We start from the raw sequence: 26,087 nt of genomic DNA on the forward strand, positions 1-26,087 counted from the left end.
TATTATTATAATCAAGAAAGACCACACCAAAGTTTAAATGGTGTGCCTCCTAATATTTTTAACCAAAATTGTCAACGAATTAGTTAACCTTTACAATTTCTACTACTAGAGTTCGTTCTAACTCTTCCGGTTTCATAGGTCTAACACCATCCCAACGTCCCTTCATCATATATTCCATAAAACAATATAAAGCAGCTTCTTTTTCTTTAGGTTTTTCTATTTTTTTTACTGAACCAAATAATGTAGCTGAACGATAATTTACTGAATGATGTAACCCTGAACGGGCTAACACTAAGGCATCTAAATGCATAACAGTCATACTCATCTGTCCAACTTCTAAAAGTGATAATAACATTCTATTTGCTTGTGAACTATGTAAGTAAACTTTATTATCTTTTCTTCCGTAAGCCATAGGTAAGGAAATAGCTTTCCCTTCATATGTGAAGCTTACAAAACCAATAAATCCTGCATCTAAAATAGTGTTGATTTTTTCAACATCATACACAGCTCTTTTTTGGCCTCTTTTAACTCTATTAAGTTTTGACTTTTGGTACTCATTCATAACTTATCTGTTTTCGGGTAAAACATCTATAAATTTTAAACGCTTTTCTTTTGCTTTACCAATATTCTTAGGGTCATAAACCCTTTTTAAAGATGCTGGATTATTAGCTATGTATTTTTTTGGTCTGATTGGTCTAGGAGCAAAATTTCCTGAGCATGTTGGACATACATTTTCGAACAGGTTTATAGCACAATCTTTACAATAAGTACATTCAAAAGTACAAATCATTGCTTCAGTAGAAGTATTGGGTAAATCTTTACCACAATGTTCACAATTTGGTCTGATCTCTAACATTTATAAATTATTTTTTGATTTAATATATTTAGCTAACTCTTTTTCAGTTCCTATTTCACTGTTCTCTAAATGTTCAGCTATTCTTCCTATTTCTGCTTCTTTTCTATTTTGACTTAATTTTTGTTGTCCTTGTAACTCAGTTACTTCTAATTCAAAAGCAGTAATTCCTCTTAACATACCTTTTTTATAGTTCTCAGGTAAATTATTCCATTGTTTTTGATAATCTTTCTCATAGAAGTTTATCATTTCTTTAATAGCTTCTAATTTCTGAACCTCATTATGAAGAATATTTGCTTTACCATAAGCATGCACAGAAATATAGTCCCAAGTAGGAACGTTTTTCTTTTTCTCATAATGAGAAGGTGAAATATAAGCGTGTGGTTCAGTAAAAATAACCAGCGAAGTATTGTTTTCTATATGATTTACTTGTTCGTTAGTTGCTCCAAAATGACCTGAAAGAACTAATTTATTTGAATTTTCTTTGATAACAAAAGGTAATTGAGTTGCAATTGGAACATTACCTTTATTAGTCACAATTGTAGCGAAGCTATACTTTTTCATAAAAGCAATTTTCTCCTTTTTATCATCAAACTTAAACATTGGAGGTATGTGCATTTTTATTATTGTTTTTATGTTAAAAAGTACCTTGTTGGAATTGTAAATAACGTTCTTTAATAATATCCATATGCCAAATACTATGACCTATTAAAATAAAAGCACAAGCTCTAACTGAAATGGGAGAGTTATTAGTCACTCCCATATTATTAAAACTTTTTGTAGGAATGCTATTTATTAAGTTTATAGAATATAAACGTGTTATTTCAAATTCTTTTAAAAGTTCTGCTAAACTTTTATTATTAACTCCTGAAGGTTTTATATAAGAACCTTGATCAAAACCATGTGATGGGGTTTTATCTTGTCTAGCAATTCGTAACATGCGATACATAAAGATACGTTCAGTGTCAATTATATGCTGTAATATTTCTTTAATATTCCATTTTTCAGGTAAATAACGATAGGGTAATTTTTCTTCAGGAATGGAGTTAAAAAATTCAATCAGCAAATCTTTATTCTCTACAATTCCTTTTTTTAGAATTGTTTCATTAGGTATTTTCGATATATAACCAGCATAATATTCACCGTATTCTGTTGGTTGTAATTCTTGTTTTTTCATTGTTTATATTATTTAGATATTCAAATGTATTATATTTATGGTCTATTTTGTTAATCCAGATTTTAAATAATTAATAGTCCAGATGTTTCCTTATAAAACTTCATTAAAACTTAGTAAGTGCCTTAAAGAACCTTTATACTTACAGTTAGCAAATCAATTTATTTTATTAATCCGAGAAGGGAAGTTACTACCAGGAACAAAGCTAGTAGGCTCAAGAACTTTGGCTGATTTACTAAAAGTACATAGAAAAACTATTGTTGCTTGTTATGAAGAATTGTTACTACAAGGTTGGGTAGAAAGTATTCCTAAAAAGGGAACCTTTGTAAATAAGAACTTACCTTTAATTCAAAAAATAGCATTGGTAGATGTAACTAAAACTTCTAAAAAACAAAATTCAGGGTTCAGTTTTTATGAAAATGAAAATCTATTAAAGAAAAATGCAGAGAAAAGAGAAGGGGTTATGTATATTAATGATGGTACATCAGATACAAGACTCACCCCAACAGAAGAAATTGCAAGGATTTATAGAAAATTAGCTTCCAAAAAGAATATTCATACTTTTTTAGATTATAATTCTACAAAAGGAAATATAAAGTTACGAGAAGTATTAGCTACGTATTTAAATAATTCTCGAGGGTTAAAAATAACAAAAGAAAACATTTTAATTACCAGAGGCAGTCAGATGGGAATGTGGTTGTCTTCTCAACTACTCTTAAAAGAAAACGATATTGTAGTTGTTGGAGAAACAAACTATTCTTCTGCTGATATAACTTTTCAATATCAAAAAGCACAAATTAAAAGAGCTTCAGTTGATGAGAATGGTCTTGTAATAGATCAAATTGAAAAATTATGTAAAAAACAACCTGTAAAGGCAGTTTATGTTACCTCACACCATCATCATCCTACAACTGTTACTTTATCTGCTGAAAGGAGAATTCATTTATTAAATCTAGCTCGGAAATACAGTTTTGCAATTATTGAAGATGATTATGATTATGATTTTAATTATGATCATGCTCCTATTTTACCATTAGCGAGCCATGATACTTGTGGAAATGTAATTTATATAGGTTCCGTTTGTAAAACTGTAGCTCCTGTTTTTAGGATTGGGTATTTAGTAGCTTCTGAAGACTTTGTAAATGAAGCAGCTAAACTAAGAGGTTATATTGATAGGCAAGGAGATGCTTTACTTGAGCTAACTTTTGCAGAGTTTATTAAATCAGGTGATTTAGATAGGCACATACGTAAATTAATGAAAATATATTTACAGCGCAGAGACTTGTTTTGTAAATTATTAAAAGAAGAATTAGGAGGTTATTTTCAGTTTAATATTCCTAAAGGAGGAATGGCTATTTGGGGTTATTTAAACAAAGAATATTCTTGGTATGAAGTTTCAAAAGAAGCCAGAAAATATCAACTTGAAATAGGAGAGTGGCAGCGTTATGATTTGGCAAATAAAAAACATAATGCAATCCGAATTGGTTTTGCTAGTTATAATGAGGAAGAAATAAAGTTATTAGTTGACAAGCTGAAACGAACATTTAAGAGCATAAAAAAAGTGCCTATTAAGCACTTTTAAAACATATCTTTTACTAAATCATTCATACTGTCATATTCTTTGAATAAGAATCCGAAAAAGTCTTTTCCTTTCTTTTTTTCGGATTTTAATTCCCCTTCAGAAAACCTAAACTTACGAAACTCTTTTAAGGTTTGGTTAAGGTGTTTTTTTAAGGGTTTATCTATATGTAAATGATTCGAGTTTTTCACAGTTATATTTTTTATAAAGCATTATTTAACTCTACTTTATACTTGTTTAATAAAGCTTTTGTAATACCTAGGTTAGCTTCTTTTGAATCTACAGCTAAGTAAACAAAATAAGTACCACTAGGGGCAATATTGATAATATGTACTTGACTAGATAAAGTAATTGTAATGTCTTTAATTTCTTCATTTAACCCTAATGCATCGATAGCTTTTAATTTAGCTTTAACAACTCCTAAATTGTAAGCTGATGCTAAGTTTGGGTCAAAATCTGGATTCACTGTAAAAGAATCATACGACTCTCCAGAACCAACATCAGTTATTGAAACAGCAATAAACCCTGGAACATTACTCTTTAAATTTTCGATAAAATCATTTAAAATTTCTTTCATTGTAAAATAGTTATTATAATAATTAATAAAAAAAGACTAGGTATTTTATTGAAGGGTTACTTTTTTAAGGGTTAGTTTTATCATGGCAGCTTTAGAAACATCATCTGCTAATAAGCAAACAATATGATTCCTGTCATATTTATTGATAATTACTAATCCTTCTTTTGAAGTTAAAACTAATTGGTCAAGGCTTTCAGAATCTAAAGTATCTTGAAAAAATTCATGAGTCATTGTAACGATGACGTTTGCCATTGCTGCAATATTGTTTTCTTTAGAAATATTGTAAGAATCAATAACTTGTCCCTCAGAATTAAAAACAAGTCCTTTGTCTGCTTCAGACTCTTCTATTAATGTTTGTAAGCTTACTTCCCCCATTTAAGTTTAAACACTTTGTAATATTATTTGTTTTCTTTTGTTTCCCCTTTTTGTTTAAGACACTATTTTTTTAGAAAGGGTCACAAAAATACTACCTTATTTTTTTATTTTTTTTCACAACCATTGCTTTGTGATTTTTTTAACAGTTTTATAAGCGTAATAAACAATAGGTTAGTGATTAAAATAGGTTAAATAAAGAAGTAGGAAAGGAGAATAATCTGTTTCTGTAGAAATAAACAAAAGATATTATATAAACAAAGAAGACTAGATAAAAATCTAGTCTTCCTTATGGTTAATCATCTTTCGGTTTTTGCTTTTTGAACTTAACTAAATCGAGAACATTCTCAAATCTAGGCTCAAAAAAGAAATCATAAACAGCGTTTTTTAAGTCGTTAACATTGTTAATGTTAGTTCCATTATAATCGATAATTGATTCATCTAACAAGACTTTAGTCTTATATTCATTTTGAAAAAAGCTTATATATTTTTGAAACTCACTATCGATACTTATTTTTTTTATATCAATAGCTTTATAAGACATCATTTAATTCTTTTTTGTACTTTTTGAGCATTGTTCTTGTTAAAGCTAAATTAGCTCTGTTGGAATCAACAGCCAGATAGATAAAATACTCTCCACTTGGAGACATATCAACAACATGAATATGATTATCAAGTTTAAAATGAATATCATTAATGTTTTCTTTTAGACCTAAAGTGTCTATAGCTTTTCGTTTGGCGTTTATAATTTCTACATTATAAGCACACGCTAAAGCAGGATCAAAATTTGAATCAGCAGAATCAGAAGCTAAAGATTCGCCCGAGGCTATTTCAGCTACACTAATTGCAATATACCCAGGTATATTTTCTTTTACATTTTGAACTAAGTTGGTTAGGATTTTTTCCATAAATTCCGGGGGGTTAGGTTAGGTAATAATTATTAAATATTAATTGTATTTGTCTCTTTTTTAAACATTAAATTTAAAAGACCTATGTTCGTGTTTTTATCAGCTAAGAAACAGAGCACATATTCTTTATATTTAAATAGTAAAATGGCTTCTTTATCAGATTTTAAAATCATTTCATTTAATTCTGTTTTAAAAAAAAGATTAAAAAAATTGCTAGACATGTTAAAAACAACAGCATCAAATGCTGCTATCTTATCTTTAATTTCCACTAAATCATTCTCATGAGGATAGAAGTCTACAATTTTACCCTCATTATCTATTAGGTAAATAGCTCTTGTTTTAGTCTCTATATGCAGTTTTTGTAAATCCAATTTCTATATAACTTTTTTAGCTAATATAAACTTTTTATTACTCAAAAAAAACTTTAAACCGTGTTTTTATCAATAAAACACATTTTTTATGTTAAAAAAATAAATAAACAAAAACACTATAGTTTTATTGTTGAGTATAATATAATTACAGCTAATTGTGTTTTATGTTCTAAAAATCTTGGTATTATAAAAATTAGCTAGAAAAATTAAGAAATCTACAAACTTAAATATTGGATAAGTATGTCTATATAAAAAAGTTTTATGCTTGAGCTCTAATCATTCGATCATTACCAAACAAGTCTTTACGAAGCTCAACTTTTGTAAAACCTTTACTTTTTAACATATCAACAGTTTCTTCACCTAAATATTGATTAATTTCAAAGAAAAGTAGTCCGGTTTTAGTTAAACTATTTTTAGCTAAATCGGCTATTTTTTTATAGAAAAGTAGCGGATTGTCATCTTCAACAAACAAAGCCAAGTGTGGTTCGTTTTTTAATACATTATTCTTTATTTCAGTTTTTTCTAATTCACGTACATAGGGAGGGTTAGAAACAATAATATCAAACTTGCCGCTTAACTCTTTAGCTTTTAAAATATCTTGATATATAAAAGAAACTTTAACATCATTTAATTCTGCATTTTTTTTAGCAACAGTCAAAGCCTTTTCAGAAACATCAATAGCACTTACGTTTACATCAGGAAGTTGTTTCTTTAGGCTAATAGGAATGCAGCCAGTTCCTGTCCCAATATCCAGAATAGATAATAGTTTTTGAGATTTCTCAATTTCTTTAATTACCCATTCAACCAATTCTTCGGTTTCAGGACGTGGAATAAGTGTGTTTTTATCAACATTAAAAGGAAGTCCATAAAATTCTGTTTTTCCCAATATGTATTGGATAGGTTCTTCTTTTTTTAACCGAGCTAAAGCTTCATCTAACAACCTCTTTTTATCAGAAGGAACTTCAAAAGTAGGTTGAAGTGTAAAATCTATGCGTTGAAAACCTAAATATTCTTCTATTAATAGAAAGAAAAAAGTATTAATTTCTGTCTGAGGAAAAATTGAACTTAATTGTTCTGAAAAGTAAGATTTGTATTGTTTTAATAGCATTTCTATAAAGTGATTTTATAAATCTTTTAGCATCCACACATTACAAGAATAATGACCTGTGTTTCCTAATGGTTTTTCTAAGTCTATAAAACCATTTTTTCGATATAGTTTTGTTGCAGCTTTCATATATGGTAAGGTTTCTAAATAACATTGCTTAAAACCTTCTTCTTTAGCCTTGTTCAAACAGAAGTTGATTAGTTTGCTTCCTAAACCTTTACCTCTTGCTATAGGTAAAAAATACATTTTTTGAAATTCACAAACACTTCCTTCAGAGTTATCCAATTGAGCAAAACCTGCACCACCTACAACAATTCCTTTATGCTCAACAACAAAATACCCCGCTTTTTCTTTTTGATAGCTTTCATACATTTCATCAGTAGCTTTATCTTCGTAAGCAGTTCCTACTTTAGGAGCGTCAAGTTCGATTAATACTTCACGAATTACGGTAGCCATTTCGGCATTATCTTGTGGTTTTATTTCTCTAATAATAAAATCAGAAGGAGTCATAGGAATATAGTATTTTTGCAAGAGCAAAGTACCCAAAAAAACACGAGTTTTCATGAGGAAAATCATTTATTTTTTACCTTTTTTATTGTTAATAGTTAGTTGCTCAGTAAAACAAAAACCAATCTTTTTAAAAGTAGATGATATAAAGCTTTTATCAGCTTCTACTGATACTGTTAGAATAGGTGCCAACGCTTATTTTGAAAACCCAAACGATATAGGTGGCAAAATAGCTACTGATGAGATAAAAGTATTGATTGATCAAGTAGAAGTAGCACAAGTTTCTTCTGAAGAATTTAAAGTTCCTGCTCGTAAAGAATTTCATATTCCTTTAAAGGTAGTAATTCCTGCCAAAAAAGTCTTTGAAAATAATAAAAACGGAATTTTAGGAGGAATATTAAATTCGTTAATAAATCAGCGTTTAAGAGTTCATTTTAAAGGAGATTTAAAATATAAAGTTTTAGGTTTTTCACATATATATCCTATTGATAAAGTAGAAGACTTAAAAATTAAATTTTAAAGCTGTGAATCACGAAAAGTATATACAACGTTGTTTACAACTGGCAAAAAAAGGGGTAGGAACTACGCGACCTAATCCATCTGTAGGTGCGATAATTGTGCATAATAGTAAAATAATAGGTGAAGGTTTTACCTCTCCTTACGGTGGGTCGCATGCAGAAGTAAACGCTATTAACTCAGTTCAAAATCAAGAACTATTAAAAGAAGCAACTATTTATGTCACGCTAGAACCTTGTTCACATCATGGAAAAACACCTCCGTGTGCCGATTTAATAATCAAAAAAGGAATTCCGAATATTGTTATTGGGTGTATTGATACCAATAGTTTAGTTTCAGGAAAAGGTATTGAACGACTTAGAAAAGCTGGTAGAAATGTGATAGTAGGTGTTTGTGAAGAAGCTTGTAAAGAACACCACAAACGTTTTTTTACCGTTCAAAATAAAAAACGTCCATATATTATTTTAAAGTGGGCAGAAACCAAAGACGGATTCATAGCTCCTTTAACCAAAGATGAACAAAAACCAGTATGGATTTCCAATAAATATTCTCAACAGCTAGTGCATAAATGGCGTAGTGAAGAACATGCTATTTTGGTGGGAACTAATACAGTGATAGCAGACAATCCGTCATTAACTGTTCGTAGCTGGAAAGGTAACAACCCTGTAAGAGTTGTTATTGATAAAAACTTGCGAATCCCGTCAGAAGTAACTGTTTTTGATGAAGACGTACAAACAATAATTATAACAGAAGCAGAGAAGGAAATAAGTGTCATTTCGAACGATAGTGAGAAATCTCAAAAACTCATTTACGAACAAATCGATTTTTCTTCTCAAGTAGCAAAACAAATCTGTGAGGTATTACATAAACATCAAATACAATCCGTAATTATTGAAGGAGGAGCACAAACATTACAAACATTTATCGATGCAAATTTATGGGATGAAGCTAAAGTGTTTATTGGTGATGTAAGCTTTGGAGAAGGAGTAAAGCGTCCAATTATTAACACTAAGCTATCTTCCGAAGAAAAAATAGATAACGACATATTAAGAATATATAGGAATGATTAAAAACATCATTTTTGATTTTGGTGACGTGTTCATCAATTTAGATAAAGAAGCAACTTATAAAGAACTTGCAAAATTAGGAGTAACAGAAATCTCTGAAGATATGATGCAACAATATTATCAGTATGAAATGGGATTAATTTCTACCGATGAGTTTGTATCTTTTTTTCATGATAAATTCAATATTTCAAAAGAAGATTTAATTCGCTCTTGGAATGCTATTTTATTAGATTTTCCTAAACACAGATTAAGCTTTTTGAAAGAATTAGCTACTAACAATCAATACAGGTTGTTTTTACTAAGTAATACCAACGATTTACATATTTCTTGGATTCAAAATGACTGGGGTAAAGAGCTCTATAGCGAGTTCAGGGATTGTTTTGAGCAATTTTACTTATCGCATGAAGTCAACTTTAGAAAACCAAATGCAAATATCTTTGAGTTTGTATTACAAAAGAACGACTTACAACCTTCTGAAACTTTCTTTATAGATGACACCAAAGAAAATACCGATACTGCACAACAGTTGGGTATCCATGTATGGAATAACTGTCCAAAAACAGAGGATGTAGTTGATTTACTAAAACGAAAAGAGTTTGCATCGTGATATACTTAATTTTTAGCATTCTTATTTCCAGTTTACTATTTGTTATTTTTAAACTTTTTGATGTTTGTAAGGTAAATACATTACAAGCAATTGTTTTAAACTATGCAGTAGCATTGTCTTTTGGCTTCGTCCATACAGAAGTTTCTATACCCGTCACTGAGATACCAGGTCAACCTTGGTTTTTAGGTGCTTTTATTTTAGGTTTTTTATTTATAGCTGTGTTTAATGTAATGGGAATTACAGCACAAAAAAATGGACTCTCAGTAGCTTCAGTAGCGGGAAAAATGTCGGTAGTAATCCCTGTAGTTATTGGAATCTTCTTATATAATGAGAGTATAGGTACTGTAAAAATTATTGGAATAATTTTAGCGTTAGTAGCTGTGTACTTATCCTCTGCTAAAAGTGATACTTCTCCTGTGGCGTTTAAGAATTTATTATTTCCGCTATTGCTTTTTTTAGGTTCAGGGAGTATTGATACATTATTAAAGTACACAGAAACCACTTATGTAGCTAAAGAAGCTGTACCTATGTTTCTGTCAACTATTTTTGGCTGTGCGTTGCTTTTTGGTTTTTTTATTTTTATAGCTCAATTACTAAATAAAAAAGGACGTTTTGAATGGAAAACACTACTTGGAGGAATTGCTTTAGGGATTTCTAACTATTATTCTATGGAGTATCTATTAAAAGCATTACAAACAAAAGGACTCGAAAGTTCTACAGTTTTTACTATAAATAATGTATCAATAGTGATACTAACCACAGTATTTGCTCTTGCGTTTTTTAAAGAAAAGTTGGTTAAGAAAAATTGGATTGGTATTGGGCTTGCCATAATTAGTATTTTATTAGTAGTTTCGGCGTAATGAATGAAGAGATAAAAGACACTTACAAAACAATTACAAAACCTTCGGAAGAAACCTTGTTTAAAGACCGAAACAGCAAGTTTTTCGGGTATGCCTTTCCTGTTTTTTCTGAAGAAGATATCAAAGAATGTTTAGAAGGACTTCGTAAGCAGCATCATACGGCGCGTCATCATTGTTATGCATGGCAATTAGGAACTGAAAAGACTCGTTTTCGTGCGAATGACGATGGAGAACCTAGTAATTCTGCTGGTCAGCCAATTTACGGACAAATACAATCTTTTGAGGTAACTAATGTTTTAATTGTTTCGGTACGTTATTTCGGTGGAACAAAACTTGGAGTGGGAGGATTGATTAATGCCTATCGGACTTCTGCGCAACTTGCTTTAGAAGCTTCTGATATTGTAGAAAAAACCATCGATATTCATTATAAACTAAAGTTTGGTTACGATATGATGAACAAGGTGCAACGTATTATTAAAGAACGAAACCTAAATATCATCAATCAAAAATTAGAATTAGATTGCGAATACACTATTTCAGTACGAAAAAAAGAAGCAGAAAACATTTTCGAAACTTTTGAAAATTTGTTTAAGGTAGAGATAAAAGAGATGGAATAATAAAATTTATTTTAATATATACTAAGTATACTTAAGTTAATATTTTACTTTCGTAACAATTTGAAATGCATTAATTTAGTGTTTTAATAATTAACTAAAAAAATGAACATGAAATTAAAAAACTTGTTAATTGTCGCATTTCTTTTTCTCTCTTTTCAGCTGTTTTCTCAAAACAGTCAACAAACAATACCAACAAAAGAAAATATTTGCAAAGGAGCAGCAATTAGTGTTGTAGCAAATGTTAAACCTTTTGTAGAAAGAGGTTTCCCGAAATCTGAAATAATAGAAATAGGGAAGGAGCTCGTAAAAGATGTTATAAAAGATTCACCTGCTAAAGCCTACGACTTATTAAAAGATAAAAAATCTAGTGAGGAAGTAACAAAAGTACTTTACAACGATTTTATGAAATTAGATGACAAAGTGGTTTCGAAATTCTTACTTAAACCACAACCTGATGATGATTATTGATTTAGAACCATCTATGTAATACAATTAACTAACTTACTAAAAACCAAAACATTTTAGGTAACTTCAAGAATTATTCGTAAATTTGCACGCCTTTTTACGAGTACAGATTTAAAAAGGGTAGAAAATAACATTTATTAAGTTTAATTTCTCTTGGCGTTAGTATCGTTAGAAATCTGGTTAACAAAAAGATACAAATATTTATTTCAGACATGTCTGAAGAAACAAAAAACACAGCAGAAGCTGTAAATCCAGCAGAATTTTTAGCAACCTTTAACTGGCACAAATACGAAGAAGGTATTGATGAAGTTGATGAGTCTAAATTAAAAGAATTTGAAAAAGCCTTAGAAGGTACTGTAGGGTTCGTAAACGAGCGCGATGTTATTGAAGGTGAAGTAGTACGTATTACTGATCGTGATGCTATTATCGATATTAATTCTAAGTCTGAGGGTGTAATTTCGTTAAACGAATTCCGTTACAACCCAAGTTTAGCTGTTGGAGACAAAGTAGAAGTATTAGTTGACAAAAGAGAAGATGCTTCTGGTCAATTAGTATTATCTCACAAAAAAGCACGTGTAATCAAGGCTTGGGACCGTGTTAACAATGCACACGAAACAGGTGAAATCGTTAACGGTTTTGTTAAATGTAGAACTCGTGGAGGTATGATCGTTGATGTATTTGGTATTGAAGCATTCTTACCAGGTTCTCAAATTGATGTGAAGCCTATCCGTGACTACGATCAATATGTAGAGAAAACTATGGAATTCAAAGTTGTGAAAATCAACCACGAATTTAAAAACGTAGTAGTATCTCATAAAGCGTTAATCGAAGCTGATTTAGAAGATCAAAAACGTGAAATTATCGGTCAATTAGAAAAAGGACAAGTACTAGAAGGTGTTGTTAAAAACATTACTTCTTATGGTGTATTTGTTGACTTAGGAGGTGTTGACGGATTAGTTCACATTACTGATTTATCTTGGTCTCGTATCAACCACCCGAATGAAGTTGTTGAATTAGATCAAAAATTAAACGTTGTAATCTTAGACTTTGATGATAACAAGTCAAGAATTCAATTAGGATTAAAACAATTATCTGCTCACCCTTGGGAAGCTTTAAACTCTGACTTAAAAGTTGGTGATAAAGTAAAAGGTAAAGTAGTTGTTTTAGCTGATTATGGTGCATTTGTAGAGGTTGAAGAAGGAGTAGAAGGATTAATCCACGTATCTGAAATGTCATGGTCAACACACTTACGTTCTGCGCAAGATTTCGTAAAAGTTGGTGATGAAGTAGAGGCTCAAATCTTAACATTAGACCGCGAAGAGCGTAAAATGTCTTTAGGTATGAAGCAATTACACCCAGATCCATGGACAGATATCACTACTAAATATCCAGTAGGTTCTAAACACACTGGTACTGTACGTAACTACACTAACTTTGGTGTATTTGTAGAGTTAGAAGAAGGTATCGACGGATTAGTGTATATCTCTGATTTATCTTGGACTAAGAAAATTAAGCACCCATCAGATTTCGTAACTGTAGGTGATCAATTAGAAGTACAAGTATTAGAATTAGATGTAGAAAACCGTAAATTAAACTTAGGTCATAAGCAAACTCAAGATAACCCTTGGGATGCTCATGAAGCTACGTACAAAATCGGATCTATGCACGAAGGTACTATCAAAGAGAAAAATGATAAAGGTGCAACTGTAGTATTTGCTGATGGTGTTGAAGCTTTCGCTCCAACTCGTTTCTTAGAAAAAGAAGACGGAGGTAAATTAGCTAAAGGTGACGAAACTAAGTTCCAAGTAACTGAGTTTAGTAAAGAGTACCGTAGAATTGTTGTTTCTCACACTTCTATCTTTAGAGAAGAAGAACAAAAGAACATTAAAGCTGCTGCTGCTAAAGCTCAAGATGTAGAAAAAACTACTTTAGGAGATATCGGTGGATTAGCTGAGTTAAAGAAGAAAATGGAAGGAAAATAATCCTTACAACTTCTTGAAAATTAAAAACCGTTAAACTTTACAGTTTAACGGTTTTTTTAGTTCTTTATGTAACAAATGTTACAGTTAAAGCTCTCCCATTTTAAAGGATACTTTCTTAAATAGCTTTATATTTGCTTACCAATTAAAATTAATATGACACTTATAAAATCTATATCAGGTATTAGAGGTACTATAGGCGGAAATACAGGTGATAATTTAACACCTATAGATGCAGTAAAATTCGCTGCTGCTTATGGTACATTTATAAAAAAGAAAAACTCAAGGAAAGAAAAAATAACGATAGTTATAGGTAGAGACGCTCGTATATCGGGTAAAATGATAAGTAACTTAGTAGCTAATACCTTAGTTGGTTTAGGAATTGATGTAATCGATTTAGGGTTATCAACTACACCAACTGTTGAAGTAGCTGTTCCTCTTGAAAAAGCTGATGGAGGTATCATTTTAACCGCATCACACAACCCTAAGCAATGGAATGCCTTAAAGCTTTTAAATGGAAAAGGAGAGTTTTTAAATGGTGAGGATGGAGCAGAAATTTTAAAGATCGCTGAAAATGATGCTACTATTGAATTTGCTCAAGTTGATGACTTAGGAGTGTATAAGAAAAAGAAAGATTATATAAAGAAACACATAAAAGAAGTCTTAAAACTTAATTTAGTAGACGTAGAAACTATAAAAAATGCTAACTTTAAAGTAGTTGTTGATGGTGTAAACTCTACAGGAGGTATAGCAATACCTGCATTGTTAGAAGAGTTAGGCGTAAACTGTGTAGAATTATACTGTGAGCCAAATGGACACTTTCCACACAATCCAGAACCCTTAAAAGAACACTTAACAGATATTTCTGAATTAGTAGTTAAAGAAAAGGCTGATTTGGGTATTGTAGTAGATCCTGATGTAGATCGTTTGGCTTTAATTTCTGAAGACGGATCTATGTTCGGAGAAGAATACACTTTAGTAGCTTGTGCCGATTATGTATTAGGTCAATTAGGTGGCGGTAATACAGTTTCTAACCTATCTTCTTCAAGAGCTTTACGTGATGTTACTGAAAAACATGGAGGAAGATACACAGCTAGTGCAGTAGGAGAGGTGAACGTAGTACAAATGATGAAAGATACCAATACAGTGATTGGAGGAGAAGGTAACGGAGGTATTATTTACCCAGAATCTCACTATGGACGTGATTCATTAGTTGGAGTAGCTTTATTCTTATCACATTTAGCACATAAAAAAATATCTTGTAAAGAGTTAAGAGATTCATATCCTAGTTACTTTATGAGTAAGAATAAAATCCAATTAACACCACAAATTGATGTTGACAAGATTTTAGAAACGATGGCTAATAACTATAAAAACGAAGATGTAAATACCATTGACGGAGTAAAAATTGACTTTACTGAAGAATGGATACACCTACGTAAATCGAATACTGAGCCTATTATCAGAATTTATACAGAAAGTACTAGTCAAGACAAGGCAGATGTATTAGCCAAAAGATTTATCACTGAAATACAACAAATAACACAATAGTTTTTTGAAATTAAAAATAGTAAGTTTATTAATGCTGATCGCTTCAGTATCAATAATAGCACAGGAGAAAAACGAGGAAATTCTTCCAAAGAAAAAAGTAACTAACAAAGGAAAATTCTTCGTTTATTGGGGATGGAACTGGTCTAGTTATTCAGATTCAGACATCCGTTTTAAAGGAGCAAATTACGATTTTACGTTACAAAATGTAAAAGCTCAAGACAGACAAACAAAATTTTCATTTAATGATTACTTCAATCCAGGAAGAGTAACTATTCCGCAAACAAATTATAGAATAGGGTACTTCTTTAAAGAAAATTACACCATTTCTATTGGGGTAGACCATATGAAATATGTAATGATAGCCGACCAAGATGTAAAGATTAATGGAAACATTAATACAGGAAATGCTAAATATGATGGAACATATAATAACGAAACAATCAATTTAGCAGCAGATTTTTTACGTTTTGAGCATACTGACGGTTTAAACTATGTAAATGTAGAAGTAAAACGTTTTGATGACGTAAGTCACTGGTTTGGTTTAAACTTAGAAAACTTACAAATCAACTTAACAGAAGGAGTAGGAATGGGAATTTTGTATCCAAGAACTAATACAACTTTATTAGGAATGGATCGTCATGATGACTTTCATTTATCTGGGTACGGAGCTTCTATTGCAGGGGGGGTAAATATCACGTTCTTAAAGCACTTTTTTGTACAAGCAGACTTAAAAGGAGGATATATTTATATGCCAGATGTTAGAACAACTAAAAGTCCTGTAGATTCAGCATCACAAAGTTTTTACTTTTTTGAGAACACTATTTTAATAGGAGGTAAGTTTAGACTTTAATAACAAAGTGTTATAAATACGTTAATATTATAACTATTTTAGGCTAACAAGTAGTATACTGCTAATTTTACACAACATAACAAACAACTAGAGATTTCAACTATGGATTTAGAACAGTATTTTGATAAGTTTAGAAAAAATATTGTAGGTATAGATCAAACTTTTCAAACACCTTATGGCGAAAAGAAAATGATTTATACAGATTGGACTGCAAGTGGAAGGTTATATCGACCTATAGAAGAGCAGCTTTTAAATAAGTTTGGTCCTTTTGTAGCCAATACTCATACAGAAACTTCAACTTCTGGAGCAGCTATGACTTTAGCATATCATGAAGCACGAAATATTATCAAACGTCACGTAAATGCATCTTCAAACGATGTGTTAATTACGGAAGGATCTGGTATGACAGGTGTTGTAAATAAATTTCAACGTATTTTAGGATTAAAAATAAATGAAAATTTAAAAGAAAACACACAAGTTCCAGAAGAAAAAAGACCTATCGTTTTTGTAAGCCATATGGAACACCACTCAAACCAAACTTCTTGGATTGAAACTATAGCAGATGTGGAAGTAGTTCCTTGTAATGATGAAGGTTTAGTATGTTTGGATAAGTTTGAAGAAACCATAAAAAAATACCTAGATAGACCTATTAAAATTGCTTCTATAGTAGCAGGGTCTAACGTAACAGGAATTAAGACAGACTACCATAAAGTAGCCTCATTAATTCATCGTTATGGCGGTTTATGCTTTGTTGATTTTGCTTGTTCTGCGCCTTATGTTGATATAAATATGCATCCAGAAAAAGAAGATGAGTATTTAGATGCTATTTTCTTTTCTCCACACAAATTTTTAGGAGGACCGGGAAGCTCTGGTGTATTGATTTTTAATAAAAAACTGTATAAAAACATGGTTCCTGATAACCCTGGAGGAGGAACCGTTAGCTATACAAACCCTTGGGGACAGCATGATTATTTTGACGATGTAGAAACGCGTGAAGATGGAGGTACACCAGCCTTTTTACAAACAATTAAAATAGCCTTATGTATTCAGGTAAAAGACCAAATTGGTACAGATAAGATAAAAGAGCGTGAAGACGAAATCAATCCTGTAATCTTTAATTGTTTAGAAAATTTAGAAGGAGTTAAAATTTTAGCTCCCAATCATAAAGATCGTTTGAGTATTTTTTCTTTCTATTTTGAAAAATATCACTTTAACCTTGTTGTAAAATTATTAAACGATCGATTTGGTATTCAAACAAGAGGAGGATGCTCATGCGCTGGAACCTATGGTCATTTCTTACTAAACGTAGATCAAATAAGGTCAAACGAAATAAAAGGGCAAATTTTAGAAGGTTGTAATACAGAAAAACCAGGTTGGGTACGTTTATCAGTACACCCAACAATTACAAATGAAGAAGTACAATTTATTTGTGAGTCGTTACAAGCATTAGCAAATAATATTGAAGAATGGTCTAAAGACTATATGTACGACATTACTAAAAATGATTATGTACACAAAACTATTGAGTCTGTTGAAAAACAGCTAGTAACTGATTGGTTTTCGTTATAGAATGATATGACACACTTAAGCAGCTCTTTTTTAGAAGACAACTATTCAAAAATTAAAGAAGACTCTATATCTGGAAGGTGGATAACATTAACAGATATAGAGCCTTTATATTTAGGCTTGCAAAACTCTGAAATTCAAACAAAAACTATTGGAGAATCAGAAGAGGGAAGAGCCATTTATCAATTAAAATTAGGAAAAGGAGAAAAAAAAATTCTCATTTGGAGTCAAATGCATGGAAACGAAAGTACAGGCACCAAAGCTGTATTTGACTTTTTAAACTTTATTAAACGTTTTCCTACCCACGAAATAACTCAATCTATTTTAGCTAATTGCAGCATTACTATTGTACCAATGTTAAACCCAGACGGGGCACAAGCGTATACACGTGTAAATGCTAACAATGTAGATTTGAATAGAGATGCTGTAAAGCTACAAGCAAAAGAAAGTAAACTTTTGCGTAGTATTCTAGAAGAAGTAAATCCTGGATTTTGTTTCAATCTTCATGATCAAAGAACCATTTTTGGTGTTGAAGGAACAGAAAACCCAGCAACAATATCTTTTCTAGCTCCTTCAGAAGAAGAAACAAGAACAATTACTGAAGGAAGAAAGGAAACCATGAATGTAATTGTAGCAATGAATAATTTGTTACAAGAAATTATACCAAATCATGTGGGTCGTTATACTGATGAATTTTATCCAACTGCTACAGGAGATAATTTTCAAAAGTTAGGACATAATACTATACTTATTGAAGCGGGTCATTTTGCAAATGATTACGACAGGGAGGAGGTTAGGAAATATAACTTTTATGCCCTATTACAGGGAATTTATCACATTTCTTTAGCAAAAAACTTCAATAATTTTGAAAAATACTTAGCTATTCCTAACAATATCAAGAACTTCTATGATGTGATTTATCGATCAAAAAATAATGAAAAAGATGTCGCATATCAGTATGTAGAAAGTGTAGAAAATGATAAATTTGCACTCGTTTTAACAAAAGAAGAAGAAGGGAACTTATCTATGTATTTATCCCATAAAGAATTCATAAAAAATAGTTAAAAATTCTTTTTCTATCAAATAAAACTTATTTTTTTTAGAAAAAAATCATATTTTAGCAATATTACTTGAAGAAAACAAAAAGAATGAAGAAGTTCATACTAGATGAGATTGATCATCAAATTTTAGACATTTTAATTGAAAATGCTCGTACACCATTTACAGACATCGCAAAAAAACTGTTAGTATCTGCGGGTACTATACATGTACGTGTAAAGAAAATGGAAGACGAAGGAATTATTCAAGGCTCTACATTAACCTTGAATTATGAAAAAATGGGGTATTCGTTTATTGCTCATGTTGGGATTTTTTTAGAAAAAACATCTATGACACAACATGTGCTTGATAACTTACGCTTAATTCCAAATGTAACCGTTGCATACGTAACTGCAGGAAAGTATAATATTTTCTGTAAAGTGCGTGCTAAAAACACTAATGATGCAAAAGATATTATTTATAAAATAGATGATGTTCATGGTGTAAATAGAACGGAAACAATGATTGCTCTTGAAGAGAGTATCAATGATAAAAAACGTTTAATGCACGCTATTTTTAAAGATATTTAAAAACTATTTTTATAAAATGTAAAAGGGTAGCAAAATTTTGCTACCCTTTTTATTGTTTAACTAATTAAACTTTTTAGAATATAAGTTTTTTGTTAGTTTATTTTAAATTTTCAAATTCTTCCTTAGAAATTTCACCAGAATTAATTTTTCTTAACTCTTCCATTTTTGATAAGATAAATTTGTGTAAACTTTCGTCAATATCATCTGGTTTCTTTAAATCCTGACGTAAAGCTCCTGGTAATACATAGTTATCATAGTAATAAAAGAAGTTATAATCAAAACTACTTACAGTTAAGTCATAATCTCCCAGTAAATATCCTAAACGAAAAGCTGAACGACGTTGCGCAGGTGTACCATGGTGTCCAGGGCTAGTTGTATTATAGTCACCAATAGAAGCAGCAAAGTTATATGCTGGTGCTGCTTGTGTCCAAGTAGCGTTATAACCATTTGGCTTTTTAATGTAATAACCAGCAAAACCATCAGCTTCTAATTCAGTTGCTCTAGCGGTACTTTCCGATCTTGAAGGTAAGCTATTTTGATATTGTAACTGATGTCCGACTTCATGAGCTTGAACCATAGCACAAGAAATTCTTCCTCCTTGGCTTAAGGCCATGTTATATAATTCTTCTCCAAAAATAACATAACCAGCACCATAAGAAATAGCATTTGCTGTTCCTGAACCTTTAGCAAAGTATAACGGAACAGTATTGATATTAAACACGTCAGCTATTTTAACGTTTTGGTTATTTAAGAAGTTTGTTTCTGATTGGTTTACAATAGTTGAACCAATGTAAGCGTTTTGTCCCCAGTTACCATCAATATAGCTACATACTTCATGAGAATGGGTGTCAAATAATTTAGCATTTGGATTATCAACAGGGTTAGTGTCGTTATCACTACAGCTTACCATTAATATGGCTGCTGCTGTTGCTAATATGAAGGGTTTTAAATTTTTCATTTTTCTTTGATTTAAATCATGTAAAAAAGTTAATTAATTAAACAATCAATAATCTAAGCGTTAAAATGATAAAAATATTGCCTTCTGTTTTAAAAAAATAAAAATTACATAGTTGTTAATTAAGGTTAACTATTGAAAATGAGAACAATAGGACATGTACCTTTTTATAAACTCCAATTAAACTTTTCAAAAATCACATACCAATCTTTAGGAAAATCTGACTCTATAGATAGTTTTTTATTTGAATAAGGATGAGTAAACCCCAAAGAATGAGCGTGTAAAAAAAGATTTTCACAATTAAAATTATCAATAAACATTGTATTATGGTTCTTATCACCATATTTTGGATCTCCAATTAGAGGGTGACTGATTTTATTCATGTGAATCCGTAACTGGTGTAACCTTCCTGTTTTAGGTAGTAACTTAACTAAGCTATACCTTGATGTATCGTAAGGTTTAACAGGAATGTCTACTATAACATTTTTTACAGTAAACAAATGTGTTTCAGCATTTTTATGCACATTAGCATCTCTTCCTTTAACAGGAGAATCTATAATTTTAGTTTCAGGAGCATGACCTCTAACAATTCCGTAATACGTTTTTTGTATTTCGTTCTTGGTAAATAGTTCTTGAAACTTAGCTACAAATTCTGTTTCTTTAGCTAGTAATATAATTCCTGATGTCTTTCTATCAAGACGGTGAACAGGATACATTTTTTGCTTGAATTGTTGCTGAATTAGTTGTAACAAAGAATCTTCATCTACAACGTTTCTTGAATGGTGTGCATGATGCACTACTACATTATTAGGTTTTGATACACAAAGAATATAATCGTCTTCGTAAAGTACATCTAAGTTCATTATACTACTCATTTACGGGTTTTAACTTAGTAAAGTTTAATAGAAGTAAAGACAATAATCCACATATAAAAAAACCTATAAAAAGCGGTAGAGTAGTGGTATCAACATATCTTCCTATTAAAGTAGCAATTGGTACAGCCATGATAGTGGATACAAAACCGTTAATTGCAGCGCCAATACCTGCAATATGCCCAACAGGTTGCATAGCTAATGCACGAAGGTTTCCAAATAAAAATCCGATTGAGAAAAATTGTAAAGCAAAGAACACCAACAATATTGCAATACTTGGGTTTTCTTTTTGATAAAATAATACGATATAAATAACTGGAACTATTGAAAAAATAATTAAAAAGAATGATACGAGTTTATGCATTCCAAACCTCATAACAAACGAACCATTTAAGAAAGTTGCAAAACCAACAGAAATAGCCAATCCAGCAAATATGTAAGGAAATTCATCAATTAATAAATATTGTTCTTGAAAAATTTGTTGTGAAGCACTTAAATACACCATAAACGATCCAGTAATAAAACCAGAAATTAAGGTAAAAATGGTAGCTTGTTTGTATTTTACAAACTCTTTTAATCCATCAGAAAATAAACCAAAAGAAAATTTAACTCTATTTTCTTCTTTTAGTGTTTCTGGTTGACGTTTCCACAACCAAAACATGACTAAAACTCCAAATATTAACTGGCTATAGAATATAGATTTCCAGCCGTAAGCATCTAACATTAATTTACCTATGGCAGGTGCTACAACAGGAACTAAAATAAATATTACTACTATAAATGACATAATTTTTGCCATATAGTTTCCACTAAAACTATCACGAACCATGGCAATACTTATAGTTCTTGGAGCAGAAAGTCCAATTCCTTGTAAAATTCTTCCGAAAACCATCATTTCAATGCTTGTAGCATTAACACAGACAAAACTAGCGATAACAAAGAGTACAAAACCTCCATAAATAACTGTTTTTCTTCCTAAACTATCAGAAATTGGTCCAGAAATTAATTGACCAAAACCTAAACCTAAGAAAATCATGGTTACTAGTAACTGACTGTCATGTGATTCTTTTTGAACACGAATACTAATTCCTATTTGTTCTAACGCCGGGAGTAATGCATCTATTGATAAAGCGACTAATGACATTAAGGAAGCCATTAAAGCAATAAACTCTAACTTTGATTGATTATTTTTTTGCATTAGGCAAAAATACTGCCTTTATTTTGTTTTGAAGTGTGGATTGAAGTTAAAAAAAGGCTGTTTTTTAACAGCCTTAAACAAACAATATCATAACTTTATAAGTCTAATAAAAAGACGCTGTCAAGAATAAAAGTGTAGTAAAACAAAAAAATTGTAAAAGTGAAGGGGCATTTTATTCTAAAACAGCGTCATATTCTATATACATCTTACAGTTTATAAAACAGCTATAATTTAAATAACCCTACTTTTTTTGTTAAAAATTTTTAAATTTATTTTTTTTATAACATAAGCATTCACTTTATCATTTATATGAAAATAAGTTACACTCAATTTTATTTAACATAATATTAATTATAGTACATTTGATAGCTATAATGTAGTATTATGTAAAATATCCCAGAAGCATTTGTTTTCAAAAGAACAATTGGAACTTGGGTCATTAAACTAATAAGCGGTTTGCTTCGCAGAGTTTTTTAAAACATTATGTATCTATAATTAGACGTTATGTAAAATTGCCGCTCGCAAACGCTCGATTGCTTTTTAAAAATAATTATGCTGTCGCAGTAATTTTTTTAAACACAATTATCCATCGCTTGCCAACGCCAAAAAAAAGCAAAACCTTTTGGGTTCTAATTAAATGTTGAAATGCATTAAAGTTCTTGTTATAAAAAATCTCATAAACATTTAGTTAGCTTCACGCAACAGTATAAAATTTTCCAGCCACATTTTCCATGCTTTAAAATTTCTATACACTTGCTCGTTTCGTCTTTCAATTAAACCTTTTAAATTGTAACTATTAATATTATGTAAAATAGAATTTGAACTTTTGAACTCTCAATCTTTTCATTCTTATCTTTTTTTCTTAATAAAAAAAGAAACAAAAAAATCAAGACTGCACAAAACTTTGGAAACAATTACGGTTCGTTACACTATATTTTAGGAAACATTGTAACTTATTCAGATTGCTTTGAGATTATTGTATAATAAGAACTATTAAGAAAATTTATTGCTAAACCCCTAAAATATAAACGCTCCACTCACCTATTGTTTTAGCCAAAGTTTTATGAGGTCGGCAAATTCGAACTATTATAAAGGTTTAGGAATTTTGAAGTATAACTTTCACTTTTCATTTGAAGTTCTATTGGTGTTCCTTCAAAAATCAATTCGCCTCCATTTTTGCCTCCTTCAGGACCAATATCTATAATCCAATCTGCATTATTCATAATATCTAAACTATGCTCAATAACAATTACTGAATTCCCTTTATTTACTAATTTTTCTAATAGTTCAATAATCTTGGTGATATCAGATAAATGCAAACCTGTTGTTGGTTCATCCAGAATATAAATGTTTCCTTCTTTATGTAGCTCACTTGCCAATTTTACACGTTGGCATTCACCTCCAGATAAAGTTGATAATGGTTGTCCTAATTGTAAATAACCTAATCCTACTTCTTGAAGCACATTTAGTTTTTTTAGAATCTTACTATCATTGAAAAATTCGATTGCTTGACTTACAGTTAATTCTAAAACATCTACAATTGTTTTACTATTTAACTTATGTTTTAAAACGTCATCCTTGTAACGATTACCATTACACTTTTCACAAGTAGTTTTTATTGGGTCCATAAATGCTAAATCCATTAAAATGCACCCCAATCCTTTACAATTTTCACATGCTCCATCTGCATTAAAACTATATAACGAAGATTTGGTTCTTGGATTTTTCTCTGCAAATAAATCTCTTATTTGGTCAAATACTCCAGTATAAGTTGCTGGATTTGAACGAATGGATTTACCAACAGGAGATTGGTCGATAACTACAGCATTCGGATATGAATTTAAAAATTCCTTATGAATTAATGAACTCTTACCAGAACCTGCAACACCAGTGACACAAACAAATACACCTTTAGGAATCTTAACATTTATATTCTTTAAATTATTAGCTGTGGCATTATTAACCTCAAAATAATTAGACCAATTTCTAAAGTTCTTTTTTACTGAGATTTTTTGATTTATATATGTACCAGTTAATGTTTTAGCTTTTAATAATTCATCAAAACTTCCTTGAAATACCACTTCTCCTCCTCTACTTCCTGCGTGTGGTCCCATATCGACAATGTGGTCGGCAATTTTTATTAAATCTGGGTCGTGCTCTACCATTAAAATTGTATTTCCTTGACTACGTAACTCTTTTAATAAATCTGCAACTAAATCTACATCTCTTGGATGTAAACCGACACTTGGTTCATCTAAAACATATAGCATTTCTGTTAAACTATTACCTAACTGTTTTGCTAACTGAACGCGTTGTGCTTCGCCACCAGATAATGTTCCTGTTGCTCTGGACAAATTCAAATATCCTACACCAATCTTAATCAGGTTATTTGTTCGCTTAATAAGTTGTTCTAAAACTGTTTCTGCTTTTTTACTTTTAATAGATTTTAAAAAACTATACAACTCTGTAAGTTGTAGATTCCCTAACTCATAAATATTTTTGCTATTAATCCTGCATTCTAAAGCTTCTTTTTTTAATCGTGCTCCATGACAATCATTACAGGTTGTCGTTTTCACAAACTGTGTAATAATTTTTTGTCGTGATTTAGAAAGACTATTAAAATCTTTCTTCAAAAAGCCTCTATTGATTTTTGTAACTATACCATTAAAATTAGCATCAAATCCTTGTTCTCCTTCACTTAATTTAAACTTTAGTCCATCTGCATAAAACAATATTTCTTTTTCCTTTTCGGAATACTCTTTTAATGGTTTATCCATATCAAAAAAACCAGAGTTAACTATCAGTTTCCAAGCTAAAGAATTCACTTTAAAATCTGGAAAGAGAATTGCTCCTTGCTTTAAAGATTTATTCCAATCAATAACTCCATTAATATCTAAATCATTTATTGAACCAGCTCCTCCACATTTTGGACACATACCTTCTGGTGAATTAGGAGAGAAATGATTAGACATGCCAACTTCTGGAGCACCTATTCTTGAAAACAGCAATCTTAAAAATGCAGAAATTTCAGATAATGTTCCAACATTTGAGCGTGAATTACCTACAATTCGTTTCTGTTCTAAAAGGATGATTGGAGATAAATTTTCAATGGAGTCATAATCTGCTTGGTCATATTTTGGCAAACGACTACGTGCAAATGTGCTAAAAGTATCATATAACTGTCTTTGAGCTTCAGCAGTTATAGTTTCAAATACTAAAGAAGATTTTCCAGAGCCTGATAATCCTGTAAAAACTACTATTTGATTTCTTGGGATTTCAACATTGATATTCTTTAAATTATTCTGCCTCGCTCCTTTTATCTTTATATGCTTCATTCTGTTGTGTTATATTCTTCCAAGTATCCAATCAATACCTTTATAAAAATCTTCAATAGTTAATACTCCTAAATCTGTTTTTTCATTTTGAGAGGCAGCAGCCAATGCAAAACCGTGTGTGTAATCTACAATTACATCAGCAAACAGAATACCTTCAGTTTCATCATTAACTAATAAAATGGCGTGTTGTCTAATAGAATTAGTTAAGTCAATTAATTCTTTATTAATTAAGGAATGGTCAGTTAGCAACAATCTTGATACATTTGGATGCTTAAACACACATTTACAATAGTTTCCTAACAATGTTCTAATAACATCTTTAGAGTTGTTAGTTATAGTGATTTCGTTCACATTCTTATAAACAATTTCCACAAGACTTTTTATAAAATTTTGACGTGAACCAACATGATGTTTTAAAGCCATTGCAGTGACTCCGAAGACATTCGCCAATTTTCTAAAAGAAAGTCCATTTTCTCCATGTTCATCAAGAATTTTAAGTGCTTCTTTTAAAATATCATCTTTTGATAATATCAATTTATCATTTGTTGGTCTGCCTAATGATTTACTTGTCATTT

At 30.6% G+C, this 26,087-nt stretch carries 30 protein-coding genes; 13 read left to right on the top strand and 17 right to left on the bottom strand.

Going from position 1 to position 26,087, the window contains the following annotated elements:
• Window positions 1–79: 79 nt before the first annotated feature.
• From C7448_RS10170 to C7448_RS10185, 4 genes are read right to left on the bottom strand one after another with little or no spacing between them, the layout of a single operon-like run.
• Window positions 80–562 carry a pyridoxamine 5'-phosphate oxidase family protein gene (locus C7448_RS10170; RefSeq protein ID WP_115901278.1) on the bottom strand — a complete coding sequence of 161 codons (483 nt, stop codon included), beginning with the start codon at window positions 560–562 and terminating at the stop codon, window positions 80–82.
• A 3-nt stretch (window positions 563–565) separates the two neighbouring features.
• A complete protein-coding gene (locus C7448_RS10175; protein ID WP_115901279.1) occupies window positions 566–856 on the bottom strand; it encodes a DUF1272 domain-containing protein in 291 nt (96 codons plus the stop codon).
• Window positions 857–1,471, bottom strand: a complete 615-nt coding sequence (locus C7448_RS10180; protein WP_115901280.1) for an FMN-binding negative transcriptional regulator — start codon at window positions 1,469–1,471, stop codon at window positions 857–859.
• Between the two features lie 19 nt (window positions 1,472–1,490).
• On the bottom strand, window positions 1,491–2,030 hold the full coding sequence (locus C7448_RS10185; protein ID WP_115901281.1) for a DinB family protein: 540 nt from the start codon (window positions 2,028–2,030) through the stop codon (window positions 1,491–1,493).
• A gap of 82 nt (window positions 2,031–2,112) precedes the next feature.
• On the opposite strand from C7448_RS10185, the gene pdxR reads away from it, so the two are divergent.
• A complete protein-coding gene (gene pdxR, locus C7448_RS10190) occupies window positions 2,113–3,609 on the top strand; it encodes a MocR-like pyridoxine biosynthesis transcription factor PdxR (protein WP_115901282.1) in 1,497 nt (498 codons plus the stop codon).
• Here pdxR and C7448_RS10195 read toward each other — a convergent pair.
• The 8 genes from C7448_RS10195 to C7448_RS10230 form a co-directional block, all read right to left on the bottom strand.
• The gene (locus C7448_RS10195; protein WP_115901283.1) at window positions 3,606–3,797 is read right to left on the bottom strand and encodes a hypothetical protein; all 192 of its coding nucleotides are present in this window, start codon (window positions 3,795–3,797) and stop codon (window positions 3,606–3,608) included. The two genes, pdxR and C7448_RS10195, sit on opposite strands and share 4 nt — an antisense overlap.
• A gap of 11 nt (window positions 3,798–3,808) precedes the next feature.
• Window positions 3,809–4,183 (bottom strand): hypothetical protein, encoded by a 375-nt coding sequence (locus tag C7448_RS10200; RefSeq protein WP_115901284.1) that lies wholly within the window; start codon window positions 4,181–4,183, stop codon window positions 3,809–3,811.
• 45 nt (window positions 4,184–4,228) lie between these two features.
• Window positions 4,229–4,558: a roadblock/LC7 domain-containing protein gene (locus C7448_RS10205; protein ID WP_115901285.1), complete on the bottom strand. Its 330-nt coding sequence runs from the start codon at window positions 4,556–4,558 to the stop codon at window positions 4,229–4,231.
• 292 nt (window positions 4,559–4,850) lie between these two features.
• The gene (locus C7448_RS10210) at window positions 4,851–5,102 is read right to left on the bottom strand and encodes a hypothetical protein (protein WP_147300525.1); all 252 of its coding nucleotides are present in this window, start codon (window positions 5,100–5,102) and stop codon (window positions 4,851–4,853) included.
• Window positions 5,089–5,463: a hypothetical protein gene (locus C7448_RS10215; RefSeq protein WP_115901287.1), complete on the bottom strand. Its 375-nt coding sequence runs from the start codon at window positions 5,461–5,463 to the stop codon at window positions 5,089–5,091. The genes C7448_RS10210 and C7448_RS10215 overlap by 14 nt, the downstream gene beginning before the upstream one ends.
• Window positions 5,464–5,495: 32 nt before the next feature.
• Window positions 5,496–5,834: a roadblock/LC7 domain-containing protein gene (locus C7448_RS10220; protein WP_115901288.1), complete on the bottom strand. Its 339-nt coding sequence runs from the start codon at window positions 5,832–5,834 to the stop codon at window positions 5,496–5,498.
• A gap of 259 nt (window positions 5,835–6,093) precedes the next feature.
• Window positions 6,094–6,942, bottom strand: a complete 849-nt coding sequence (prmC, locus tag C7448_RS10225) for a peptide chain release factor N(5)-glutamine methyltransferase (RefSeq protein ID WP_115901289.1) — start codon at window positions 6,940–6,942, stop codon at window positions 6,094–6,096.
• A gap of 15 nt (window positions 6,943–6,957) precedes the next feature.
• On the bottom strand, window positions 6,958–7,449 hold the full coding sequence (locus C7448_RS10230) for a GNAT family N-acetyltransferase (RefSeq protein WP_115901489.1): 492 nt from the start codon (window positions 7,447–7,449) through the stop codon (window positions 6,958–6,960).
• A gap of 52 nt (window positions 7,450–7,501) precedes the next feature.
• On the opposite strand from C7448_RS10230, the gene C7448_RS10235 reads away from it, so the two are divergent.
• The 12 genes from C7448_RS10235 (at window position 7,502) to C7448_RS10290 (ending at window position 19,152) form a co-directional block, all read left to right on the top strand.
• Window positions 7,502–7,966: an LEA type 2 family protein gene (locus C7448_RS10235; RefSeq protein WP_115901290.1), complete on the top strand. Its 465-nt coding sequence runs from the start codon at window positions 7,502–7,504 to the stop codon at window positions 7,964–7,966.
• Between the two features lie 4 nt (window positions 7,967–7,970).
• Window positions 7,971–9,032 carry a bifunctional diaminohydroxyphosphoribosylaminopyrimidine deaminase/5-amino-6-(5-phosphoribosylamino)uracil reductase RibD gene (ribD, locus tag C7448_RS10240; RefSeq protein ID WP_115901291.1) on the top strand — a complete coding sequence of 354 codons (1,062 nt, stop codon included), beginning with the start codon at window positions 7,971–7,973 and terminating at the stop codon, window positions 9,030–9,032.
• On the top strand, window positions 9,025–9,636 hold the full coding sequence (locus C7448_RS10245) for an HAD-IA family hydrolase (RefSeq protein ID WP_115901292.1): 612 nt from the start codon (window positions 9,025–9,027) through the stop codon (window positions 9,634–9,636). Before ribD ends, C7448_RS10245 begins: the two co-directional genes overlap by 8 nt.
• A complete protein-coding gene (locus tag C7448_RS10250; protein ID WP_115901293.1) occupies window positions 9,633–10,496 on the top strand; it encodes an EamA family transporter in 864 nt (287 codons plus the stop codon). The genes C7448_RS10245 and C7448_RS10250 overlap by 4 nt, the downstream gene beginning before the upstream one ends.
• Window positions 10,496–11,113 carry an IMPACT family protein gene (locus tag C7448_RS10255; RefSeq protein WP_211321910.1) on the top strand — a complete coding sequence of 206 codons (618 nt, stop codon included), beginning with the start codon at window positions 10,496–10,498 and terminating at the stop codon, window positions 11,111–11,113. The genes C7448_RS10250 and C7448_RS10255 overlap by 1 nt, the downstream gene beginning before the upstream one ends.
• A gap of 108 nt (window positions 11,114–11,221) precedes the next feature.
• A complete protein-coding gene (locus C7448_RS10260) occupies window positions 11,222–11,581 on the top strand; it encodes a hypothetical protein (RefSeq protein ID WP_147300526.1) in 360 nt (119 codons plus the stop codon).
• Between the two features lie 209 nt (window positions 11,582–11,790).
• Window positions 11,791–13,560: a 30S ribosomal protein S1 gene (gene rpsA / locus C7448_RS10265; RefSeq protein ID WP_115901295.1), complete on the top strand. Its 1,770-nt coding sequence runs from the start codon at window positions 11,791–11,793 to the stop codon at window positions 13,558–13,560.
• A 153-nt stretch (window positions 13,561–13,713) separates the two neighbouring features.
• The gene (gene glmM, locus C7448_RS10270) at window positions 13,714–15,108 is read left to right on the top strand and encodes a phosphoglucosamine mutase (RefSeq protein ID WP_115901296.1); all 1,395 of its coding nucleotides are present in this window, start codon (window positions 13,714–13,716) and stop codon (window positions 15,106–15,108) included.
• A gap of 31 nt (window positions 15,109–15,139) precedes the next feature.
• Window positions 15,140–15,958: a hypothetical protein gene (locus C7448_RS10275; protein ID WP_211321912.1), complete on the top strand. Its 819-nt coding sequence runs from the start codon at window positions 15,140–15,142 to the stop codon at window positions 15,956–15,958.
• 102 nt (window positions 15,959–16,060) lie between these two features.
• The gene (locus C7448_RS10280) at window positions 16,061–17,527 is read left to right on the top strand and encodes an aminotransferase class V-fold PLP-dependent enzyme (RefSeq protein ID WP_115901297.1); all 1,467 of its coding nucleotides are present in this window, start codon (window positions 16,061–16,063) and stop codon (window positions 17,525–17,527) included.
• A 6-nt stretch (window positions 17,528–17,533) separates the two neighbouring features.
• The gene (locus C7448_RS10285) at window positions 17,534–18,589 is read left to right on the top strand and encodes a M14 family zinc carboxypeptidase (RefSeq protein WP_115901298.1); all 1,056 of its coding nucleotides are present in this window, start codon (window positions 17,534–17,536) and stop codon (window positions 18,587–18,589) included.
• An 83-nt stretch (window positions 18,590–18,672) separates the two neighbouring features.
• Window positions 18,673–19,152, top strand: a complete 480-nt coding sequence (locus C7448_RS10290) for an Lrp/AsnC family transcriptional regulator (RefSeq protein ID WP_115901299.1) — start codon at window positions 18,673–18,675, stop codon at window positions 19,150–19,152.
• Window positions 19,153–19,249: 97 nt separating this feature from the next.
• Here the strand turns inward: C7448_RS10290 and C7448_RS10295 are convergent, their stop codons facing one another.
• The 5 genes from C7448_RS10295 to C7448_RS10315 all read right to left on the bottom strand — a co-directional run bounded on the left by C7448_RS10295 (window position 19,250) and on the right by C7448_RS10315 (window position 26,085).
• Window positions 19,250–20,110: a neutral zinc metallopeptidase gene (locus C7448_RS10295; RefSeq protein WP_115901300.1), complete on the bottom strand. Its 861-nt coding sequence runs from the start codon at window positions 20,108–20,110 to the stop codon at window positions 19,250–19,252.
• 164 nt (window positions 20,111–20,274) lie between these two features.
• Window positions 20,275–20,982 (bottom strand): pseudouridine synthase, encoded by a 708-nt coding sequence (locus C7448_RS10300; protein WP_245939469.1) that lies wholly within the window; start codon window positions 20,980–20,982, stop codon window positions 20,275–20,277.
• Complete coding sequence (locus C7448_RS10305) at window positions 20,975–22,177, bottom strand: multidrug effflux MFS transporter (RefSeq protein WP_115901301.1); 1,203 nt, start codon at window positions 22,175–22,177, stop codon at window positions 20,975–20,977. Before C7448_RS10305 ends, C7448_RS10300 begins: the two co-directional genes overlap by 8 nt.
• 1,061 nt (window positions 22,178–23,238) lie before the next feature.
• Window positions 23,239–25,512 carry an ATP-binding cassette domain-containing protein gene (locus C7448_RS10310; protein ID WP_115901302.1) on the bottom strand — a complete coding sequence of 758 codons (2,274 nt, stop codon included), beginning with the start codon at window positions 25,510–25,512 and terminating at the stop codon, window positions 23,239–23,241.
• Window positions 25,513–25,521: 9 nt separating this feature from the next.
• On the bottom strand, window positions 25,522–26,085 hold the full coding sequence (locus tag C7448_RS10315; protein WP_115901303.1) for a TetR/AcrR family transcriptional regulator: 564 nt from the start codon (window positions 26,083–26,085) through the stop codon (window positions 25,522–25,524).
• Window positions 26,086–26,087: the final 2 nt, after the last annotated feature.

Source organism: Tenacibaculum gallaicum, assembly GCF_003387615.1.
GTDB classification, from domain to species: domain Bacteria; phylum Bacteroidota; class Bacteroidia; order Flavobacteriales; family Flavobacteriaceae; genus Polaribacter; species Polaribacter gallaicus.

Bases quoted from the DNA above. Each gene is read 5' to 3' on its own strand.
- C7448_RS10275 (WP_211321912.1), top strand. From the start codon at position 15,140: ATGCTGATCGCTTCAGTATCAATAATAGCACAGGAGAAAAACGAGGAA.
- C7448_RS10205 (WP_115901285.1), bottom strand. From the start codon at position 4,558: ATGGGGGAAGTAAGCTTACAAACATTAATAGAAGAGTCTGAAGCAGAC.
- C7448_RS10315 (WP_115901303.1), bottom strand. From the start codon at position 26,085: ATGACAAGTAAATCATTAGGCAGACCAACAAATGATAAATTGATATTA.
- C7448_RS10295 (WP_115901300.1), bottom strand. From the start codon at position 20,110: ATGAAAAATTTAAAACCCTTCATATTAGCAACAGCAGCAGCCATATTA.
- rpsA (WP_115901295.1), top strand. From the start codon at position 11,791: ATGTCTGAAGAAACAAAAAACACAGCAGAAGCTGTAAATCCAGCAGAA.
- C7448_RS10200 (WP_115901284.1), bottom strand. From the start codon at position 4,183: ATGAAAGAAATTTTAAATGATTTTATCGAAAATTTAAAGAGTAATGTT.
- C7448_RS10170 (WP_115901278.1), bottom strand. From the start codon at position 562: ATGAATGAGTACCAAAAGTCAAAACTTAATAGAGTTAAAAGAGGCCAA.
- glmM (WP_115901296.1), top strand. From the start codon at position 13,714: ATGACACTTATAAAATCTATATCAGGTATTAGAGGTACTATAGGCGGA.
- C7448_RS10280 (WP_115901297.1), top strand. From the start codon at position 16,061: ATGGATTTAGAACAGTATTTTGATAAGTTTAGAAAAAATATTGTAGGT.
- C7448_RS10175 (WP_115901279.1), bottom strand. From the start codon at position 856: ATGTTAGAGATCAGACCAAATTGTGAACATTGTGGTAAAGATTTACCC.
- C7448_RS10305 (WP_115901301.1), bottom strand. From the start codon at position 22,177: ATGCAAAAAAATAATCAATCAAAGTTAGAGTTTATTGCTTTAATGGCT.
- C7448_RS10285 (WP_115901298.1), top strand. From the start codon at position 17,534: ATGACACACTTAAGCAGCTCTTTTTTAGAAGACAACTATTCAAAAATT.
- C7448_RS10245 (WP_115901292.1), top strand. From the start codon at position 9,025: ATGATTAAAAACATCATTTTTGATTTTGGTGACGTGTTCATCAATTTA.
- prmC (WP_115901289.1), bottom strand. From the start codon at position 6,942: ATGCTATTAAAACAATACAAATCTTACTTTTCAGAACAATTAAGTTCA.
- C7448_RS10180 (WP_115901280.1), bottom strand. From the start codon at position 1,471: ATGCACATACCTCCAATGTTTAAGTTTGATGATAAAAAGGAGAAAATT.
- C7448_RS10255 (WP_211321910.1), top strand. From the start codon at position 10,496: ATGAATGAAGAGATAAAAGACACTTACAAAACAATTACAAAACCTTCG.
- C7448_RS10185 (WP_115901281.1), bottom strand. From the start codon at position 2,030: ATGAAAAAACAAGAATTACAACCAACAGAATACGGTGAATATTATGCT.
- C7448_RS10260 (WP_147300526.1), top strand. From the start codon at position 11,222: ATGAAATTAAAAAACTTGTTAATTGTCGCATTTCTTTTTCTCTCTTTT.
- C7448_RS10235 (WP_115901290.1), top strand. From the start codon at position 7,502: ATGAGGAAAATCATTTATTTTTTACCTTTTTTATTGTTAATAGTTAGT.
- C7448_RS10210 (WP_147300525.1), bottom strand. From the start codon at position 5,102: ATGATGTCTTATAAAGCTATTGATATAAAAAAAATAAGTATCGATAGT.
- C7448_RS10300 (WP_245939469.1), bottom strand. From the start codon at position 20,982: ATGAGTAGTATAATGAACTTAGATGTACTTTACGAAGACGATTATATT.
- C7448_RS10215 (WP_115901287.1), bottom strand. From the start codon at position 5,463: ATGGAAAAAATCCTAACCAACTTAGTTCAAAATGTAAAAGAAAATATA.
- C7448_RS10230 (WP_115901489.1), bottom strand. From the start codon at position 7,449: ATGACTCCTTCTGATTTTATTATTAGAGAAATAAAACCACAAGATAAT.
- C7448_RS10290 (WP_115901299.1), top strand. From the start codon at position 18,673: ATGAAGAAGTTCATACTAGATGAGATTGATCATCAAATTTTAGACATT.
- C7448_RS10310 (WP_115901302.1), bottom strand. From the start codon at position 25,512: ATGAAGCATATAAAGATAAAAGGAGCGAGGCAGAATAATTTAAAGAAT.
- pdxR (WP_115901282.1), top strand. From the start codon at position 2,113: ATGTTTCCTTATAAAACTTCATTAAAACTTAGTAAGTGCCTTAAAGAA.